Source organism: Algoriella sp., assembly GCF_036647415.1.
Taxonomy (GTDB): Bacteria; Bacteroidota; Bacteroidia; order Flavobacteriales; family Weeksellaceae; genus Empedobacter.
In genome coordinates, this window is record NZ_JAVXKG010000027.1 from 1 (window position 1) to 17228 (window position 17228).

Sequence of the window (17228 nt, forward strand, 5' to 3'; positions counted from 1 at the left end):
ATTTATGTATTTTTAATCACTGAAAAAATGTATCTATTTTTCAGGACTAGTCATTACTTTATATAATCTAATGTATTTACTTCTTTAAATTTTGGTGATCGTCTCAAAAAATCTTTGAAGAATGCAGTATGTGTAGCTCCCATTAATACAAAAACACGATCATCTTTGGTAATTGGAACATTGTTCATATTAGAAAACATAGCTAGATTTCTGTGGTAATATTTTGCTGCTTGCTCCGCACCTATTGGATATTTTTTATACGAAACCGTTGTTAACATATCTGCATTAACTGCAACAGAAAAATCTAAAAAATCTGGTTGATTATAATATTGTAATAACTCTTTTAACTTCACCTCCTTTTTTGTTATACCATTTTTTGTTTCATTACTTCGCATCATTTCGATGTATTTTTTGAATGTAGTCGAATCATCTTGCTCTTTCAACAAATCTCCAAGCATATAAAGATAATCTTCTTGATAATTAATTCCGTAAATCTTCTTCGATCCGCTTAATCTACCAACTTCATAAGCCAATAATTCGACTTCATTCGGGTTTTCAAACTTCATTTTAGGATCAAGTAAATAATCTTGAAAAAGTTTATTCAACATTTTATTACGAGAAGGATTTTGTTCTACTAAAATAATTGTAGGTTTAAAAGCTGCAATCTGCTTTGCAATTTCATGTATTTGGCGAATATTATCTTGATTATTCTCGTCAAATTCAGTCGTGCTTGCATCTGGCGTATATCCCATGTGAAATGTTCCCATATTAAGAACTGGAATTGCATCATCAAATTTTGTTTGAAAATTGAATTTTGTTTGCGCTGATAAATTGATTGAACTAAGAACTGTAACGATTGTAATAAATAAATTTTTCATTTTATATATGTTTAATTTTGATTCAAATTTCAATCAATCTTACATTTTCAGCCATTATTTATCGACGAACACATCCTAATAATCGACGAATCTTAATTAATCGAAAAAATAATCGAACTACTTTTACAAAAACTAATTTCAATGGATCAAAAAAATCATTTACCATCACTTTCCAAAACAAAAGAATTGATTATACTGATTATTTTTTGGATCGTTTATACTTTATTTTATTTCATAAGAATTAAGTACAGTAAAGAAACAAGCATACCTATTGTTCTTGTAAAGGAAAACAATCAATTATTTGGTATTACAATGTTTTTTGTAGAAATGATTACATTTTCTATTATTTATTTCTTCATTCTTCCAAAACTATTTAACTTCAGAAATTGGAAAAAAACCTTGTTACTTATTTTCTTTTCGTTCTTAACATTTATACTTGTTCGTTATTCAATAGAACAAATAATAACAGATTTGCTATTCGGAATCGTCAACTACCACGAAAAAACACCTTTATGGGAATATGCTTTCGAGAATTTATATTACGGCACTAGCATTATTTTTATCACAATTTTCTTATGGTCAATGATCCATTTAATCAAAACATTACAACAAAATATAGCAATTGAACAAGAAAAAAATGATGCTGAAATCAAATTTTTGAAAGCACAGATTAATCCACATTTTTTGTTTAATACACTAAATAACATTTACAGTTTGGTAAGTATAAATTCGGATAAATCGTTGAAAGCAATCGAAAATCTAAGTGCTATTATGCGTTTTACAACATACGAAACCAATAAAGATAAAATTGAAATTAAGAACGAGATTGATTACATCAATCAGTATTTAGCTTTAGAACAAATTCGTTATGGTGATAATTTTTACATCAACAAAAACATCGAAATAGAAAATAATTCAGCACAAATTCATCCCTATATTTTGTCGCCTTTAATAGAAAATGCAATCAAACATGGAATTGTAAAAAAAGAGGAAACTCCCATTTTAATCAATATAAAGTCTACTCCAACTTTTGTTGAAATTTCTGTTGAGAATAAAATTAATCAACATCAAAAAGATGAAATTTCTGGAATTGGTTTAACAAATTTGAAGCGAAGATTAAATCATTATTTTGGAAATAATTATCAATTTGAAATCAAAAATAATTACGAAACGTTTTATATTTATTTAAAATTTCCTATTAATGCCGAAAATTAATTGTATTATTTTAGATGATGAGCCTTTGGCTGTAGAATTACTAAAAAAACACGCTTCCGAAAACGAAAATTTGAATGTTTTATTTGCCACAACCGAAGTTTTTGAAGCAATAGATTTCCTAAAAAATAATAAAGTTGAAGTTATTTTTACGGATATACAAATGCCAGAATTAACAGGAATTCAATTGATGAAAATTCTTGATAAATCGCAAAAATTTATTGTAACAACTGCTTATCCAAATTACGCGTTAGAGAGTTTTAATTTTCATGTGATTGATTATTTATTGAAACCAATCACAAAAGAACGATTTGATTTGGCTGTAAAAAAATACACAGAACTTTTTGCTCAACAAGTAACAAATTCGGCTTCCTATTTATTTGTAAAAGCAGATGGAAAGCAGGTTAAAATTAATTTTTCGGACTTAATTTATGTAGAAGGTCTGAAAGATTATATCCGAATTCATACCAAAAACGAAAAGATTATGGTTTTAGAAACGATGAAATCTTTTGAAAATAAATTACCCATAAACTTCAAGCGAATTCATCGTTCATATATTATTAACCTTGATTTTTTAACTTCTATTGATGGAAATTCTGTGTATCTGAATCAGAAAATAATTCCGATTGGCGAAACATATAGAAAGGATATTAAAGATTTTGGTTGATTAATAATTAATCCAAAAAATAATGTAAGTGTCATTTCGAGTTTATCGAGAAATCTGATTGTATACTATTTATATAAAAATTCTTCGACAAGCTCAGAATGACAATCAATAAAAAATCCGTTCTTCTGAGAACGGATTTCATTTTTTATATATTTCTTGTACGTTGTATCAGCGTCATGTCAGCCAAAACCATCGCAGCTAAACTTTCTACAATTGGTACAGCTCTTGGTACAACAGATGGATCGTGACGACCTTTTCCGTGCATTTCTACCATTTCGCCATCAGCATTCAAAGTTGTTTGCGCTTGCATTAATGTCGCAACTGGCTTGAAAGCTACTTTGAAATAAATATCCATTCCATTCGAAACTCCACCTTGTATTCCACCAGAATAATTGGTTTTTGTTGTTCCGTCTTGGTTAAATTGATCGTTCATTTCAGAACCTGTCATTTTAGTTGAAGCAAAACCTTCGCCGTATTCAAAACCTTTTACAGCGTTTATCGACATCATTGCTTGTCCTAAACGTGCATGCAATTTATCAAAAATTGGTTCTCCCAATCCTACAGGAACATTTTGTATCACACAAGTAACTTCTCCTCCAATCGTGTTTCCTTCTTTGCGAATTTCTTTGATACGATCAATCATTTTTTCAGCCATATCCAAATCTGGACATCGAACTGGTGTTTCTTCTATTTTAGAAAAATCTAATTTAGAATAATCATTATCCAATTTCAATTCGCCAATACTACTTACATAAGCTGTAATTTTGATTGTTGGAATGATATGTTTCGCAACCGCACCACCAACTACCCAATTTGCAGTTTCGCGCGCAGAAGTTCTTCCTCCACCTCTATGGTCGCGAACGCCATATTTAGTTTCGTATGTATAATCTGCATGTGATGGACGAAAAACACCTTTGATATGATCGTAATCGTGAGATTTTTGATTATCATTCGGAATAATAAAACCAATTGAAGCTCCCGTTGTTTTTCCTTCAAAAATACCAGAAAGAAATTGAACTGTATCTGGTTCTTTACGTTGTGTAACAATTGCAGACTGCCCTGGTTTACGACGGTCTAATTGAGCTTGAATCCATTCAAAATCTAATGTTATTCCGCTTGGAATACCATCTATTACACCACCAATTGCTATACCATGACTTTCGCCAAATGTTGAAATTTTATATAATCTTCCGAATGAGTTCACGTTTATTTTTATTTATCGAATTGGTAAATCACCGCATTAATATTCATACTTGCTCCTACTGAAGCCATCAATATTTTATCGTTTGCATGAAATTGATGTGGTGCTAATTTATTTTCTTTGATTAAATCAAACATTGTTGGTACCGTTGCTACAGATGTATTTCCTAAAAACTGTACAGTCATTGGATCTACATTTTCTGGAATTCCGATTCCATATAATTTATACAAACGCTCTATCATTGCATGGTCCATTTTTGCATTTGCTTGGTGCAATAATATTTTATCGATATCTGTAATTGATAAAGAAGATTCGTCTAATAATTCTTTGATAGCAGCAGGTACATTTTTTAACACGAATTCGTAAACTTTACGTCCTTTCATGTTTATATTTTTAATAGAACCTACATAATCTGGATTTAAAGATGATCCATTAACCAAATAATTCATCTCATCTCCATTATATGATAATGTTGCATGATTTAGAATTCCGTATTTATGTTCATCTTCTTTTGCTTCTAGTACAACAGCTGCTGCTCCATCTGCAAAAATCATAGCGGTACGATCGTGTGGATCTACAGCTCTCGATAAAGTATCAGAACCGATAACCAAAATCTTTTTAGCTATTTTAGCTTGTATAAATTGATGTGCTAAGATTAAAGATTCTATCCAACCTGGGCAACCAAAAGTCATATCATAAGGTTTACATTTCAGGTTTTTGATTCCTAAATTGTGTTTTACCTTTGCAGATATTGAAGGCATAATATCAATTTGACGCGCAACTGGATCTATATCTCCAAAATTATGTGCACAAATTACATAGTCTAATTCTTCAGGATCAATACCAGCTTTTTCGATTGCAATTTTTGCCGCTTTTGTTGCGATATCCGAATTGTTCAAATCGTCTTCTACGTATCTCCTTTCTCTTATTTCTGTAATATCTTCAAATTTTCTCGTAATTTCTTCGCCACTTTTAGCTATAATTTCACCACTATCGTCATAGAATTTATAATCAATAAAATGTTCGTTCGTAACAATTCTATTTGGTAAATAATGTCCCGAACCGGTAATTACAGAGTTTATCATAGGAATATTGTTCAGCTTTATAAAAAAATAATAGCAGCAAAGTTACGCATTTCATTAAAAATAGTAAATAAAAATATGCATTAACTCATACCATAATTGCTAAAGTATAATTAATTTAGCAGCATGAAAAAAAATCCGTCATTAATTGGACTTTTAAGTGTTTGTGGATTAGCCGTTTTGGTTTTTTTATTTTACAATGTATTTTTAAACAAAAAAGATGGTTATGTTATTGGTAATCCATCTAACCAAACAATTACAATTAACATCAATAATAAAGATTATACTGTTGCTCCTCAGCAACAAGCAAGAATTGAACTACCAAAAGGTAAAACAAAGATTGTTTACACGTTTAATAATAAAAAAACTGATACAATAGTAGAAATTACACGTGGCAACGGTTTTATTAATCCTACAAAACAAGAATATATTACATTTACACGACCTTATGGTATTCGTAAAAACAAAGATTCTATCTTCTTATCACATCACCTTACAATAGACAACAAAGTTTATCAGGGTATTATAGAAAAATCATCTCAATTATATATCGAAAATTTTTATTATAACATCGATCAAGATTATCCTAAGATGTTTATAAAAAGTACTGGAAGCGAAAAGGCAACAGACTTATCAAAGATTTTTAATAAAGAGGATTTTAAACAATTTTATTTCGAGAATTACGAATAAAATTTAGATTTTATAACTTTACAATATGACAAATCATCAACACGATACAGTAAAACCTTACGAAGCTTCGGAATTAACGAAGAAAAAACAAGTCGAACAAATGTTTGATAATATCTCGCCAAAATATGATTTATTAAATCGTGTTTTATCTATGGGTATTGATATTCAATGGCGAAAAGATGTCATCAAAATGGTAAAAGCCTCAGAACCAAAAACAATTTTAGACATTGCAACGGGAACGGGAGATTTAGCTATTATGATGGGAAAAAATACCAATGCAAAAATTACTGGTTTAGATTTATCTGCAGGTATGTTAGATGTTGGTCGTAAAAAAGTAAAAGAAGCAGGTTTAGAAAATCGTATCACAATGGTACAAGGAGATTCAGAAAATTTACCTTTCGAGGATAATACTTTTGATTGTGCTACAGTTTCTTTCGGTGTTCGTAATTTTGAAAATCTTGAAAAAGGTTTAGCCGAAATTAACCGCGTTTTAAAACCAGGAGGAACCTTTGTTATCTTAGAATTTTCGTATCCTACAACATTTCCGATGAAACAATTGTATACATTTTATTCTAAAAATATATTACCTGCAATTGGTAAATTAGTTTCTAAAGATCAAAGTGCATATACCTATTTACCAGATTCTGTACGTGCTTTTCCACATGGAGAAGAAATGAAAAATATCTTGAAAAATGTAAATTTTAATCAACCTATTGATAAAAAACTTACTTTTGGTATCGCAAGCATTTACAAAAGTATAAAATAAAACTGCTTGTTAATCGTTGAAAGTCTATGAGAAAAAATCTTTTAATCGCATTATCATTCGCTGCAGCAAGTATAGCAAATGCTCAGTTCCGTCCAAATAATGACAGAAGTGAAAACAGAACAGAAACAGACCAAAAAAAGTTTAGTTTCGGTTATTTCTTGGGTACAAATATGATGAGCTATAAGATTGTTCCTAAAGCACAAGACAATCCTTTACCTGGCGCACCACAAACACCAGATGATGATGGTGTCAACCAATACGGATTAGTTTATCTTGACCAAGAATCTAAAGCAGGTTTTTCTGTTGGATTGATTGCTAGAATGCGTGTTAACGATTACGTCGATTTAAAAGTTGAACCAGGTTTACATTTTGCTCAACGAATTTTACATTTTAATAATTATATTGACCCAACAGATGTAACAAAAGTTCAACGTGAAGTAAAATCGACTTACATCGAAATTCCTTTGTTATTAAATTTTCATGGCGATCGTTGGTTCAATACACGTCCTTATATACAAGGAGGTTTAGGTTATGCTATGAATCTACAATCTAACGAAGACAAAGAAGACGATAACGCAACAGGATTATTTAGAACAACAACCAATAACTTTAACTGGCAAGCAGAAATCGGAATAGAAATTTATTTCAAACGTTTCAAACTTACACCAGCACTAAAAGGAATGTTCTTCTTTAATAACGAATTAGTTCCAGATAAAGCAACTACTGAACCATATTGGGCAGGAAGTTTAAACTCTTTATCAACAAGAGCATTAGTATTCTCGTTAAAGTTTGAATAAAAATAAAAAAAAACCATAAATAAATATCACATGAACTTTCAATTATCAGAAGAGCAATTAATGATTCAACAAGCTGCTCGTGACTTTGCTAAAGCAGAGTTATTACCAGGAGTTATAGAACGCGACGAAACGTCTACATTTCCTTACGAAGCAGTTAAAAAAATGGGAGAACTAGGATTCTTAGGAATGATGGTTGACCCAAAATATGGAGGATCAGGTTTAGATAGTGTTTCTTATGTAATTGCAATGGAAGAAATAGCAAAAGTAGATGCTTCTGCAGCTGTTGTAATGTCGGTAAACAACTCGTTAGTTTGTGCCGGAATGGAAAAATATTGTAGCGAAGAACAAAAAGAAAAATATTTAGTTCCTTTAGCTTCAGGACAAGTAATTGGTGCATTCTGTTTATCAGAACCAGATGCAGGTTCTGATGCAACTTCTCAAAAAACTACTGCTGTAGATATGGGAGATTATTATTTAATGAACGGAACTAAAAACTGGATTACAAATGGTAACAATGCTTCTACTTATTTAGTAATTGCACAAACAGACCCAGAAAAAGGACACAAAGGTATCAATGCTTTTATTGTAGAAAAAGGATGGGAAGGTTTTGAAATTGGACCAAAAGAACAAAAAATGGGAATTCGTGGATCAGATACACATTCATTATTTTTTAATGATGTTAAAGTTCCTAAAGAAAATCGTATTGGAGAAGACGGATTTGGTTTTGCATTCGCCATGAATGTTTTGAACGGAGGTCGTATCGGTATTGCATCTCAAGCTTTAGGTATTGCACAAGGTGCTTACGAATTGGCTTTAGAATACGCAAAAATTCGTAAAGCTTTCAAAACTGAAATTATCAATCACCAAGCAGTTGCATTTAAATTAGCTGATATGGCTACAAGTATTGCTGCGTCACGTTTACTTTGTTTTAAAGCTGCTGTAGAAAAAGACGAAGGGAAAGATATTTCTGTTTCTGGAGCTATGGCAAAATTATTTGCCTCTCAAACGGCAAATGATGTAGCAACAGAAGCTGTACAAATACACGGTGGTAATGGTTACGTAAGAGAATACCATGTAGAACGTATGATGCGTGATGCAAAAATTACTCAAATTTATGAAGGAACTTCAGAAATTCAAAAAATTGTAATTTCAAGAGGTATCGCAAAGTAATTTCAAATAAATACATTACTTAATTATCTATACAAGACATCTGTTACTGACAGATGTCTTTTTTTATTTAAAAATTACAAAAAGTAATCGTCGTATATTTGTGGCGGAAAAAATATAAAGAAGATGAAAATTTTTAGATTCGGACCAAAAGGTCAAGAAAAATCAGGAATCATCATTGATGATAAAAAGTTTGATGTTTCAGCATCTGGAATTGTGTATGACGAAGATTTCTTTGGAAATGATGAACAGCATATTGCATTACAAAAATATGTTGATCAAAACATCAACAGTTTACCTTTAGTAGATGACAGTGTACGTGTAGGTGCGCCTTTAACTCGTCCAGGTAAAATTGTTTGTGTAGGTTTAAACTTTGATGATCACGTAAAAGAAACTGGTTTAGAGCAACAAGCAGAACCAATTATGTTTATCAAAGCAAACCAATCTTTTAACGGTCCACAAGACGGAATTATGCAGCCGAATGGATCTACAAAAATGGATTGGGAAACAGAATTATGTATCGTTATTGGTAAAAAAGCTAACAATGTTACAGAAGAAGAGGCAATGAATCACGTATATGGTTATGCGTTGATTAATGATATCTCAGAACGCGCTTTCCAAACAGAACGCGGTGGTACTTGGGACAAAGGAAAAGGTTGCGATACATTTGCTCCAATAGGGCCATACATTGCTACAAAAGAAGAAATAGCAGATGTAAATAATTTACGCATTTGGTTAAAATTGAATGGTGAATTGATGCAAGATGGAAGTACAAGTGACTTTATTTATCAAATTCCTAAATTAATCTCTTACCTATCTCAATTTATGTCATTCTTACCAGGAGACATTATCTCTACAGGATCTCCTGCAGGATCTGGAATGGGAAAAACACCACAAGTTTGGTTAAAACCAGGCGACGTTATTGAGTATGGTATTGAAGGATTGGGTTCTACAACACAAACAATCTTACCATTCGCTAAAAATTAATTGGCATTCTCAATTAATTAACTTATTTTTGCAGACGTTTTACAATACGTTTCAGGGTACTGAATAGTAGAAATGACGAATAATTCCTAAAAATATTTTGGGAAAAGGGAATCATTTTGTACATTTGCACCCCGATCGGATTGTCGGTAATTTATAAAATATTAAAAATCAAGATAGTGGACACGTTAAGTTACAAAACTACATCAGCCAACAAAGAAACTGCTCAGAAAGAATGGGTAGTTGTGGACGCTTCTGACTTATCATTAGGTCGTTTAGCCTCTGGCGTTGCGAAACTAATTAGAGGGAAGCACAAAACAAACTTTACTCCTCATGCAGATTGTGGAGATTATGTTATTGTTTTAAACGCAGACAAAATTCAATTAACAGGTAACAAATGGGATGACAAATTATACATTCGTCACACAGGTTACCCAGGTGGACAAAGATCATTAACTGCAAAAGAAGTTTTTGCTAAAGATCCTGTACGCTTAATTGAAAAGTCAATCAAAGGAATGTTACCTAAAAACAAATTAGGTAGTAAATTATTGACTAATTTACATGTATTTGTTGGTAATGAGCACAATCACGAAGCTCAACAACCAAAACAAATCGATATTAACGAATATTTATAATCTTATTCAATGGCAATAGTTCATAAAATCGGACGTAGAAAAACATCTGTTGCTCGTGTATATTTACAAGAAGGTAATGGAGAAATCTTCATTAACGGACGCGAGTTAGCAAGCTACTTCCCTACAGCAGTATTACAATACAAAGTACAGCAAGCATTTTTACTTACAGGTACAACTGATAAATACAATGTAGATATCAAAGTATTTGGTGGAGGAAACACTGGTCAAGCTGAAGCAATTCGTTTAGCAATTTCTAGAGCTTTATGTGAAATCGACGCAGATTTTCGTTTACAATTAAAACCAGAAGGGTTATTAACACGTGACCCACGTATGGTTGAACGTAAGAAATTCGGTCAAAAGAAAGCGCGTAAGAAATTCCAATTCTCTAAACGTTAATTATTTCAATTTATTAAAAAATCCATTTTCCGTTGGTTTAGCATCTAAACAAATAAGGCGAGATTATATCAACCACTTCTTTGTTGCTTGTTGAGATAACGGAACGTAAACTAAAAAAAAGAAAATGGCAAAAGTAAATGTAAAGGACTTATTAAATGCAGGTGTGCATTTTGGTCACTTAACAAGAAAATGGAATCCGGCTATGGCTCCTTATATTTTTATGGAGAAAAACGGAATCCACATCATCGACCTTCACAAAACTGCAGTGAAATTAGATGAAGCATCTGAAGCTTTGGGAAAAATTGCTGCATCAGGACGTAAAGTTCTTTTCGTTGCAACTAAAAAACAAGCAAAAGATGTTGTAGCTAAGCATGCTGAAGAAATTAACATGCCTTATATTACAGAACGTTGGCCTGGTGGAATGTTAACAAACTTTGTTACTATTCGTAAAGCAGTTAAAAAAATGAATTCAATCGATCGTATGAAAAAAGACGGTACGTTTGAAACACTATCTAAAAAAGAAAGATTACAAGTTGATCGTCAAAGATTGTCTTTAGAGAAAAACTTAGGTTCTATCGCTGATATGACTCGTTTACCATCTGCAGTTTTTATTGTTGATATTGTACGTGAGCACATCGCTATAGCTGAAGCACAAAAATTAGGTATTCCAATTTTTGCAATGGTGGATACAAATACTGACCCTCGTCAAGTAGATTTCCCAATCCCTGCAAATGATGATGCTTCTAAATCTATCGATATCATCTTAACTACAGTAGCTGATTCTATCAAAGCTGGTTTATCAACACGTAAAGCAGAAAAAGAAAAAGCGAAAGAAGATAAAGAAGAAGGAGCTGAAACTAAAGAAGCTTAACATTAATTTGATGATCAATTCATCGATATAATATACATTGTAGCTCCTATACCACTTTGTGGTGTATGAGCTACTTTTATTTAAAATATTAAGAAACAAAATAAAAAATATTACTATGAGCTACAAAGCAACAGCCGCTGAGGTAAGTAAATTAAGAAACGCAACTGGTGCGGGAATGATGGACTCTAAAAAAGCTTTAGAAGAAGCAGCAGGAGATTTTGATAAAGCTGTAGAAGTTTTACGTAAACAAGGACAAAAAGTTGCTGCTAAAAGAGCTGACCGTGATTCTTCTGAAGGTGCAGTTATCGCTAAAGTTAACGGTGACCAAACTAAAGGTATCGTTATCGCTTTAAATTGTGAGACTGACTTCGTTGCTAAAAATGAAGCTTTCGTTGCTATGGCTAACGAAATTGCTGATTTAGCTATCACAGTTAATTCTAAAGAAGAATTATTAGCTTTACCATACGCTGGAATTACAGTTGGTGAAAAATTAATCGAACAAACAGGTGTTATTGGAGAAAAAATCGAAATCGGTACTTTCCAAGTAATCGAAGGTGCTATCGTTAATTCTTACATCCACGCTGGTAACAAAATTGGTGCAGTAGTTTCTTTATCTGCTAATGTAGAAGGTGCTTCTGAAGTTGCTCGTGACATTGCTATGCAAGTTGCTGCAATGAACCCAGTAGCATTAGATGAAACATCTGTAGTACAATCTGTAATTGACACTGAATTATCTATCGCTAGAGAAACTTTAGCTGCTGAAGGTAAACCAGAAAACATGATCGAAAATATTGCTCAAGGTAAATTACAAAAATTCTTCAAAGAGAATACTTTAGTTCACCAAGCTTCTATCAAAGATGGAAAAACTTCTATTCAAGATGTAGTAAAAGCAGTTAACGCTGATTTAAAAGTTACAGGATTTATCCGTTACAGCTTATAATAAGTTAAAAAGTTAACTATATATCATAAAGTGATGCTAATTTTAGCATCACTTTTTTATTTGGTATAAGTTTTGAAATGATTGGTATTATAAAATTTTATTTTTATATTTGTTAGGATTAGAGGCTTATGAAAAACATTATACTTATTATATCTTTCTTTTTATTTACAATTGGAACTGCTACAGCCCAATCTCGATTTGATCAAGATAAGGCCAGTGTTAGTATTTATCCTAACCCTGCAAGTTCTACATTTACAATAAAATTTGATAATCCAACTAAAGTTAGTTCGGTTTCGATATATTCTATTATCGGAAATGAGGTAGTGAATAAAAAGATGGACGGGACAGTACGTGTAAATTTTAATATACAAAACCTGAAAAAAGGAAAATATATTGTACGCGTTTTTAATGATGATGGAACAACAGAGACACAATCTCTGATAAAAAATTAAATTCTAGATTTAGATCATAAAAAAAAGCTTCTCAATTTTTTTGAGAAGCTTTTTTTTATATTTATAAACGATCAAAAAACTATTTTGCCTTTCTATAGTTTTCTTCTACTTGTTTCCAATCCAAAACACTGTTAAAAGCTTTCAAATACTCATCACGTTTGTTTTGATATTTCAGATAATAAGCATGTTCCCAAACATCAATTCCTAAAATTGGTGTTCCAGCAACCTCCGCACCTGGCATCAATGGATTATCTTGATTTGCTGTACTTGTAACCGCCAAACTTCCGTCCGCTTTTACAACCAACCAAGCCCAACCAGAACCAAAACGTTTTGCTCCTGCATCATCCAATTGCTTCATTAATTCTTCTGTTGAACCAAAAGTAGCATCAATCTTCGTTTTAAGATCTCCTGTAGGCGCTTTTTGTGGCGTTGGTGACATGATATCAAAATATAGCATGTGATTATAGTAACCTCCCGCATTATTGCGTAACGCACCATTTTTCATATCCAATGTTTTCAGAATCTCTACAATATCATTCGATTTTATATTTGATTCTTTTAATGCCACATTCAGTTTGTTGATATAGCCTAAATAATGTTTAGAATAATGAATTTCCATTGTTTTAGCATCAATGTATTCATTCAATTCATCATAACCATATTTCAACGGTTTGATTTGAAAAGTACCTGGATCAGCTTTCACATCAGTCGGATTTCCTACTGGTACTTCCGACTTTACTGTATCCATTTTCACAGTTTCATTACTTGTTGTAGTAGCTGCATCTTTCTTCGCATCACAAGATTGCGCAAAAAATAACACACCTATTACAGACATTAATAACATACCCTTTTTCATATTATGTCTACGTAGTTTAAATTTAAAATATCTAATATTCTACTAAAATATACTAAAACTATCGAATATAAAATTCATTTCTTTTAATTTTCTGTTAAAATGGAGATTATCATCTAAATCAATAAAGGTAATTTGTTTGTATATTTGATTCAATTAATTCTATAACAATAAAAAAATGGAAGAAATAGTTTCAATAATATTTTTAATTTGTATTCTTATTTTACTTTATAAAATTTTTAAATCTAAAAAAGAAGAAGAAATTAATCAAATCATAAAAGAGAAAATCAAATTAGGTACTAAAAATTTAAAAAATAATGCTGAAAATATTAATGATAAAATCAAATTAGAGGTTAGAAGTTTCAAAAAAAATACTGAAATTAAAATATCAAATTCATATTTAATAGGTTCTAATTGGTATTTGGAAGAAAATAATAATATTATATACACTTTTAGATCTAATAACGATTTATTAATAACTACAAATGGAATTGTAAAAAAATGTCATTATGAATATATTGTTGATAATAACTCCTTAATCATTACAATTGATAATATTACAGAAATGTATTTTATAGTTAATATAAAAGATGATAAATTAATATTACATAAAATATCAAATAAAGAAATTCTAGTCTTTAGTAATTTAACTAAGTTAAAAGATAATATAAAAGGTGAATTTAGAAAATTTGAAAATCAGATAAATAAAATAAATGACAATTCTAAAGTCAACTTTATGGATTATTATGATAGAATGAATTTATTAGAAGCAAAAATAAGAATGAATTATGATTCAGATGAGTTAGAGTATATAAGATTCATAACTGGTAAATATTACAAATCAGATAAAAAAATATATAAAAATTACAATAAGTGGGTTAATACTTATTCTGATGCTAATCCTGAATTAAAAAATAGTTTATATGATTATATAATTATGCTTGAAGATAAGTATAAAAAATAACAAAAAATCCGAAGAATAATCTTCGGATTTTTTTGTGTTGCTCAAATTAATTTAAGCTTTCTTATAATTTACAACAGCTTCTATAAAAGCTTGTGCATTTTCTACTGGAATATTCGGTAAAATTCCGTGACCAAGATTGGCAATATACTTATATGTACCAAAATCGTCAATCATTTCTTTTACCATTGCTTGTATTGTTTCTGGTGGCGATAACAAACGAGAAGGATCAAAATTACCTTGTAATGTCTTTTTGAAACCTGTAAACTCACGCGCTAATTGTGGCGTAATTGTCCAATCAACTCCCAAAGCAGAAGCTTTAGAATCGGCCATTTTTTCTAAAGCAAACCAACAACCTTTTGCAAAAACGGTTACAGGAACAACTTTAGAAACTTCGTTTACAATTTGCTCGATGTATTTCCAAGAAAATTCATCATAATCTTTTGGCGATAACATTCCACCCCAAGAATCAAAAATCTGAATAACATTTGCGCCATGTTCTACTTTTTTCAATAAATATTGAATCGTAGTTTGTGTTATTTTTTCTAATAATTGATGCGCCGCAATTGGATTTTGGAAACAAAAACCTTTCGCTTTATCAAAAGATTTAGAACCTTGCCCTTCTACAGCATAACACAACAACGTCCAAGGAGAACCTGCAAAACCAATCAATGGAATTTTATCGTCCAACTCTTTTTTTGTAATATCCATCGCCGCATATACGTATCCTAACTCTTCTTCAACATCAGGAATATATACTTTTTCTACATCTGCAGCAGTACGAATAGGATTTTCTAACCATGGACCAACGCCAGGTTTCATCTCAAAATTCATTCCCATTGCTTGTGGAACAACCAAAATATCCGAAAAGATAATTGCTGCATCCAAAGGAAAACGACGAATTGGTTGAACTGTAATTTCAGCCGCTAATTCTGGCGTTTGACAACGTGTAAAGAAATCATATTTATCTCTTAATTCGATAAACTCTGGTAAATATCTTCCCGCTTGGCGCATCATCCACACTGGCGGACGCTCTACTTCCTCTCCTCTCAATGCTTTTAAAAGCAAATCATTTTTTATCATTGATGTATTCTTTTATATTTTCGATAACTACTTCCACCAAAGGCGTTTTTGCAGTTATAATTGTATAGTTTGGATAAACTTCTTGTATCGCAGAAGTTGTTGTATTTCCGATTGTAAAAATACGTGAACTTTCTGAAATTTCATTTTCTTGATGAAAAGCTTTGAACGACAATGGACTGAAAAAAGCATAAACATCAAAAGTTTCATTCAATTTATATTTAATTTGTTTTGAATGATAAGTGATAATTTGATTGACTTCATGATTAACTTTCGATAATTCATCTACCAACAAATCTCGACGAGAAGCGCCACACAAAAAATTCCATTTCGAATTATATTTTCCCGAAATCAACTGTTTTGCTAAATCTTCTGCATAATCTTCAATCAAAATAACTTCTCTGTTCTGCACTTTCAATTTTTCCGCTGTTTTTTGACCTACAACAAAAAAATGACCATTCAAATTCAAATCCTGAATGGCATTTACTGTATTTTGACTCGTCACGATGAATTGATTAACTGAATAATCAATTTGCTCAGCTATTTCATTCTTCGAAGTCAATTCGATTTGTAAAGTTGGTTTGCAAACTACTTTTACATCAGCTCCAAATTCTTTTTCAAGGATTTCAGGAGAAATTGACTTAGTAAATAAAACTTTCGTTCGCACTATTTCGCTCCAATTTCTTTTTTAATTTCTTCAATCATTTTTGCAGCACCTTGCGCAATACATTCTTCAGCAAATTCTCGACCTTTTGTCAAATATTCATCTGCTTTGAATTGTCTTTCTATTGAAATCATCTCTTGTCCATCAATTGATAAAATTGCTCCTTTGAACGAGTAATTTTCTTCATCAATTTGTTCTACTAATGCTCCAATTGGTGCTGTACAACCACCTTCTAATACATTAAGGAATTGACGTTCTACTGTTGCAAAAAGTTCACATTGATGATTATTAATCTCATTCAAATCAAAACCTTCTTTCGCAACAATTCCTAAAATTCCTTGTGATGGTGCGGCAATCATCCAATCAATAATTTTATAATGAAGACCTTTTTCAGCCAATTCATTCAAAATTTCCGAACGATCTAATCCTGCCATAGCAAAAACAGCTCCGTCCCAATCTGTATTATCTTGTAATTTTTGTAAACGCAATTGTACGTTTCCACGTAAATCTACAATTGTATCGTTAGGATATTTATGATTCCAGAATGCTTTACGACGCAAAGATCCAGTTGCGATAATACGGTGTTCTTTTTCAAAAATTTCTTCTGATTTGTACACCAAAATATCCGCCGAACTTGCACGCTCCGGATAAGCAATCAACGCTAAGGTTTCGGGTAAAACGGTTGGTACATCTTTTAACGAATGTACGGCAATGTCTACCTTATCATTTAGCAAAGCAATGTCCAAAGAACGTGTAAAAACGCCCGTTAAACCTAAAGAATAAATGGGTTGTTTTAGATTATCATCGCCTTCAGAAGTTATTGCAACAATTTCTGTTTCGTGACCTCTTGCCTCAAGAATAGAAGCAACTTTATTGGCTTGCCAAAGTGCTAATGGACTTTGACGTGTACCAATTCTTATCGTTTTCATGAT

Annotated in this window: 20 protein-coding genes; 13 read left to right on the forward strand and 7 right to left on the reverse strand. The window is 31.4% G+C overall.

Translation table 11 applies throughout. The annotated features are described in order from the left end of the window. Positions 1-53: 53 nt before the first annotated feature. On the reverse strand, positions 54-878 hold the full coding sequence (locus RSC72_RS11365) for a DUF5694 domain-containing protein (RefSeq protein ID WP_332546025.1): 825 nt from the start codon (positions 876-878) through the stop codon (positions 54-56). Positions 879-1019: 141 nt separating this feature from the next. On the opposite strand from RSC72_RS11365, the gene RSC72_RS11370 reads away from it, so the two are divergent. Beyond that, positions 1020-2093: a sensor histidine kinase gene (locus RSC72_RS11370; RefSeq protein ID WP_332546026.1), complete on the forward strand. Its 1074-nt coding sequence runs from the start codon at positions 1020-1022 to the stop codon at positions 2091-2093. Next, positions 2080-2757 (forward strand): LytR/AlgR family response regulator transcription factor, encoded by a 678-nt coding sequence (locus RSC72_RS11375; protein WP_332546028.1) that lies wholly within the window; start codon positions 2080-2082, stop codon positions 2755-2757. Before RSC72_RS11370 ends, RSC72_RS11375 begins: the two co-directional genes overlap by 14 nt. Positions 2758-2902: 145 nt before the next feature. Here the strand turns inward: RSC72_RS11375 and aroC are convergent, their stop codons facing one another. Beyond that, on the reverse strand, positions 2903-3961 hold the full coding sequence (gene aroC, locus RSC72_RS11380; RefSeq protein WP_442878322.1) for a chorismate synthase: 1059 nt from the start codon (positions 3959-3961) through the stop codon (positions 2903-2905). A gap of 8 nt (positions 3962-3969) precedes the next feature. Beyond that, positions 3970-5043 (reverse strand): 3-oxoacyl-ACP synthase III family protein, encoded by a 1074-nt coding sequence (locus RSC72_RS11385; RefSeq protein ID WP_332546029.1) that lies wholly within the window; start codon positions 5041-5043, stop codon positions 3970-3972. Between the two features lie 123 nt (positions 5044-5166). Here RSC72_RS11385 and RSC72_RS11390 point away from each other — a divergent pair, with 123 nt between their 5' ends. From RSC72_RS11390 to RSC72_RS11435, 10 genes are all read left to right on the forward strand, one after another. Continuing rightward, positions 5167-5730 carry a hypothetical protein gene (locus RSC72_RS11390; protein ID WP_332546031.1) on the forward strand — a complete coding sequence of 188 codons (564 nt, stop codon included), beginning with the start codon at positions 5167-5169 and terminating at the stop codon, positions 5728-5730. Between the two features lie 25 nt (positions 5731-5755). Next, the gene (gene ubiE / locus RSC72_RS11395; RefSeq protein WP_332546032.1) at positions 5756-6496 is read left to right on the forward strand and encodes a bifunctional demethylmenaquinone methyltransferase/2-methoxy-6-polyprenyl-1,4-benzoquinol methylase UbiE; all 741 of its coding nucleotides are present in this window, start codon (positions 5756-5758) and stop codon (positions 6494-6496) included. Between the two features lie 26 nt (positions 6497-6522). Next, positions 6523-7293, forward strand: coding sequence for a type IX secretion/gliding motility protein PorT/SprT (porT, locus tag RSC72_RS11400; RefSeq protein ID WP_332546033.1), 771 nt, complete (start codon positions 6523-6525; stop codon positions 7291-7293). 30 nt (positions 7294-7323) lie between these two features. Beyond that, a complete protein-coding gene (locus RSC72_RS11405) occupies positions 7324-8463 on the forward strand; it encodes an acyl-CoA dehydrogenase family protein (RefSeq protein ID WP_332546035.1) in 1140 nt (379 codons plus the stop codon). Between the two features lie 123 nt (positions 8464-8586). Further along, the gene (locus tag RSC72_RS11410; RefSeq protein ID WP_332546037.1) at positions 8587-9447 is read left to right on the forward strand and encodes a fumarylacetoacetate hydrolase family protein; all 861 of its coding nucleotides are present in this window, start codon (positions 8587-8589) and stop codon (positions 9445-9447) included. A gap of 176 nt (positions 9448-9623) precedes the next feature. Further along, the gene (gene rplM, locus RSC72_RS11415) at positions 9624-10079 is read left to right on the forward strand and encodes a 50S ribosomal protein L13 (RefSeq protein ID WP_332578514.1); all 456 of its coding nucleotides are present in this window, start codon (positions 9624-9626) and stop codon (positions 10077-10079) included. Positions 10080-10088: 9 nt separating this feature from the next. After that, the gene (gene rpsI / locus RSC72_RS11420; RefSeq protein WP_332546040.1) at positions 10089-10475 is read left to right on the forward strand and encodes a 30S ribosomal protein S9; all 387 of its coding nucleotides are present in this window, start codon (positions 10089-10091) and stop codon (positions 10473-10475) included. A 124-nt stretch (positions 10476-10599) separates the two neighbouring features. Beyond that, the gene (gene rpsB / locus RSC72_RS11425; RefSeq protein ID WP_332578515.1) at positions 10600-11346 is read left to right on the forward strand and encodes a 30S ribosomal protein S2; all 747 of its coding nucleotides are present in this window, start codon (positions 10600-10602) and stop codon (positions 11344-11346) included. A 115-nt stretch (positions 11347-11461) separates the two neighbouring features. After that, a complete protein-coding gene (gene tsf, locus RSC72_RS11430) occupies positions 11462-12286 on the forward strand; it encodes a translation elongation factor Ts (RefSeq protein ID WP_332546041.1) in 825 nt (274 codons plus the stop codon). A gap of 128 nt (positions 12287-12414) precedes the next feature. Beyond that, entirely contained in the window at positions 12415-12738 is a 324-nt protein-coding gene (locus RSC72_RS11435) for a T9SS type A sorting domain-containing protein (RefSeq protein WP_332546042.1), read from the forward strand. Between the two features lie 79 nt (positions 12739-12817). On the opposite strand, the gene RSC72_RS11440 is transcribed toward RSC72_RS11435, so the two are convergent. Then, complete coding sequence (locus tag RSC72_RS11440; protein ID WP_332546044.1) at positions 12818-13594, reverse strand: superoxide dismutase; 777 nt, start codon at positions 13592-13594, stop codon at positions 12818-12820. Between the two features lie 175 nt (positions 13595-13769). Here RSC72_RS11440 and RSC72_RS11445 point away from each other — a divergent pair, with 175 nt between their 5' ends. Further along, positions 13770-14555: a hypothetical protein gene (locus RSC72_RS11445; protein WP_332578516.1), complete on the forward strand. Its 786-nt coding sequence runs from the start codon at positions 13770-13772 to the stop codon at positions 14553-14555. Between the two features lie 51 nt (positions 14556-14606). On the opposite strand, the gene hemE is transcribed toward RSC72_RS11445, so the two are convergent. The 3 genes from hemE to hemC are packed head-to-tail and all read right to left on the reverse strand — an operon-like array spanning position 14607 to position 17225. Next, the gene (gene hemE, locus RSC72_RS11450) at positions 14607-15635 is read right to left on the reverse strand and encodes a uroporphyrinogen decarboxylase (protein ID WP_332544372.1); all 1029 of its coding nucleotides are present in this window, start codon (positions 15633-15635) and stop codon (positions 14607-14609) included. Continuing rightward, entirely contained in the window at positions 15622-16299 is a 678-nt protein-coding gene (locus RSC72_RS11455; protein ID WP_332544374.1) for a uroporphyrinogen-III synthase, read from the reverse strand. The genes hemE and RSC72_RS11455 overlap by 14 nt, the downstream gene beginning before the upstream one ends. After that, positions 16299-17225, reverse strand: coding sequence for a hydroxymethylbilane synthase (gene hemC / locus RSC72_RS11460; RefSeq protein ID WP_332544375.1), 927 nt, complete (start codon positions 17223-17225; stop codon positions 16299-16301). Before hemC ends, RSC72_RS11455 begins: the two co-directional genes overlap by 1 nt. Positions 17226-17228: the final 3 nt, after the last annotated feature.

Excerpts from the sequence above, each read along its gene's own strand:
- tsf (WP_332546041.1), top strand. The coding sequence starts at position 11,462 with ATGAGCTACAAAGCAACAGCCGCTGAGGTAAGTAAATTAAGAAACGCA.
- RSC72_RS11435 (WP_332546042.1), top strand. The coding sequence starts at position 12,415 with ATGAAAAACATTATACTTATTATATCTTTCTTTTTATTTACAATTGGA.
- RSC72_RS11365 (WP_332546025.1), bottom strand. The coding sequence starts at position 878 with ATGAAAAATTTATTTATTACAATCGTTACAGTTCTTAGTTCAATCAAT.
- ubiE (WP_332546032.1), top strand. The coding sequence starts at position 5,756 with ATGACAAATCATCAACACGATACAGTAAAACCTTACGAAGCTTCGGAA.
- RSC72_RS11375 (WP_332546028.1), top strand. The coding sequence starts at position 2,080 with ATGCCGAAAATTAATTGTATTATTTTAGATGATGAGCCTTTGGCTGTA.
- RSC72_RS11445 (WP_332578516.1), top strand. The coding sequence starts at position 13,770 with ATGGAAGAAATAGTTTCAATAATATTTTTAATTTGTATTCTTATTTTA.
- rpsI (WP_332546040.1), top strand. The coding sequence starts at position 10,089 with ATGGCAATAGTTCATAAAATCGGACGTAGAAAAACATCTGTTGCTCGT.
- porT (WP_332546033.1), top strand. The coding sequence starts at position 6,523 with ATGAGAAAAAATCTTTTAATCGCATTATCATTCGCTGCAGCAAGTATA.
- rpsB (WP_332578515.1), top strand. The coding sequence starts at position 10,600 with ATGGCAAAAGTAAATGTAAAGGACTTATTAAATGCAGGTGTGCATTTT.
- hemE (WP_332544372.1), bottom strand. The coding sequence starts at position 15,635 with ATGATAAAAAATGATTTGCTTTTAAAAGCATTGAGAGGAGAGGAAGTA.
- RSC72_RS11440 (WP_332546044.1), bottom strand. The coding sequence starts at position 13,594 with ATGAAAAAGGGTATGTTATTAATGTCTGTAATAGGTGTGTTATTTTTT.
- RSC72_RS11390 (WP_332546031.1), top strand. The coding sequence starts at position 5,167 with ATGAAAAAAAATCCGTCATTAATTGGACTTTTAAGTGTTTGTGGATTA.
- RSC72_RS11370 (WP_332546026.1), top strand. The coding sequence starts at position 1,020 with ATGGATCAAAAAAATCATTTACCATCACTTTCCAAAACAAAAGAATTG.
- RSC72_RS11410 (WP_332546037.1), top strand. The coding sequence starts at position 8,587 with ATGAAAATTTTTAGATTCGGACCAAAAGGTCAAGAAAAATCAGGAATC.
- hemC (WP_332544375.1), bottom strand. The coding sequence starts at position 17,225 with ATGAAAACGATAAGAATTGGTACACGTCAAAGTCCATTAGCACTTTGG.
- RSC72_RS11405 (WP_332546035.1), top strand. The coding sequence starts at position 7,324 with ATGAACTTTCAATTATCAGAAGAGCAATTAATGATTCAACAAGCTGCT.
- RSC72_RS11385 (WP_332546029.1), bottom strand. The coding sequence starts at position 5,043 with ATGATAAACTCTGTAATTACCGGTTCGGGACATTATTTACCAAATAGA.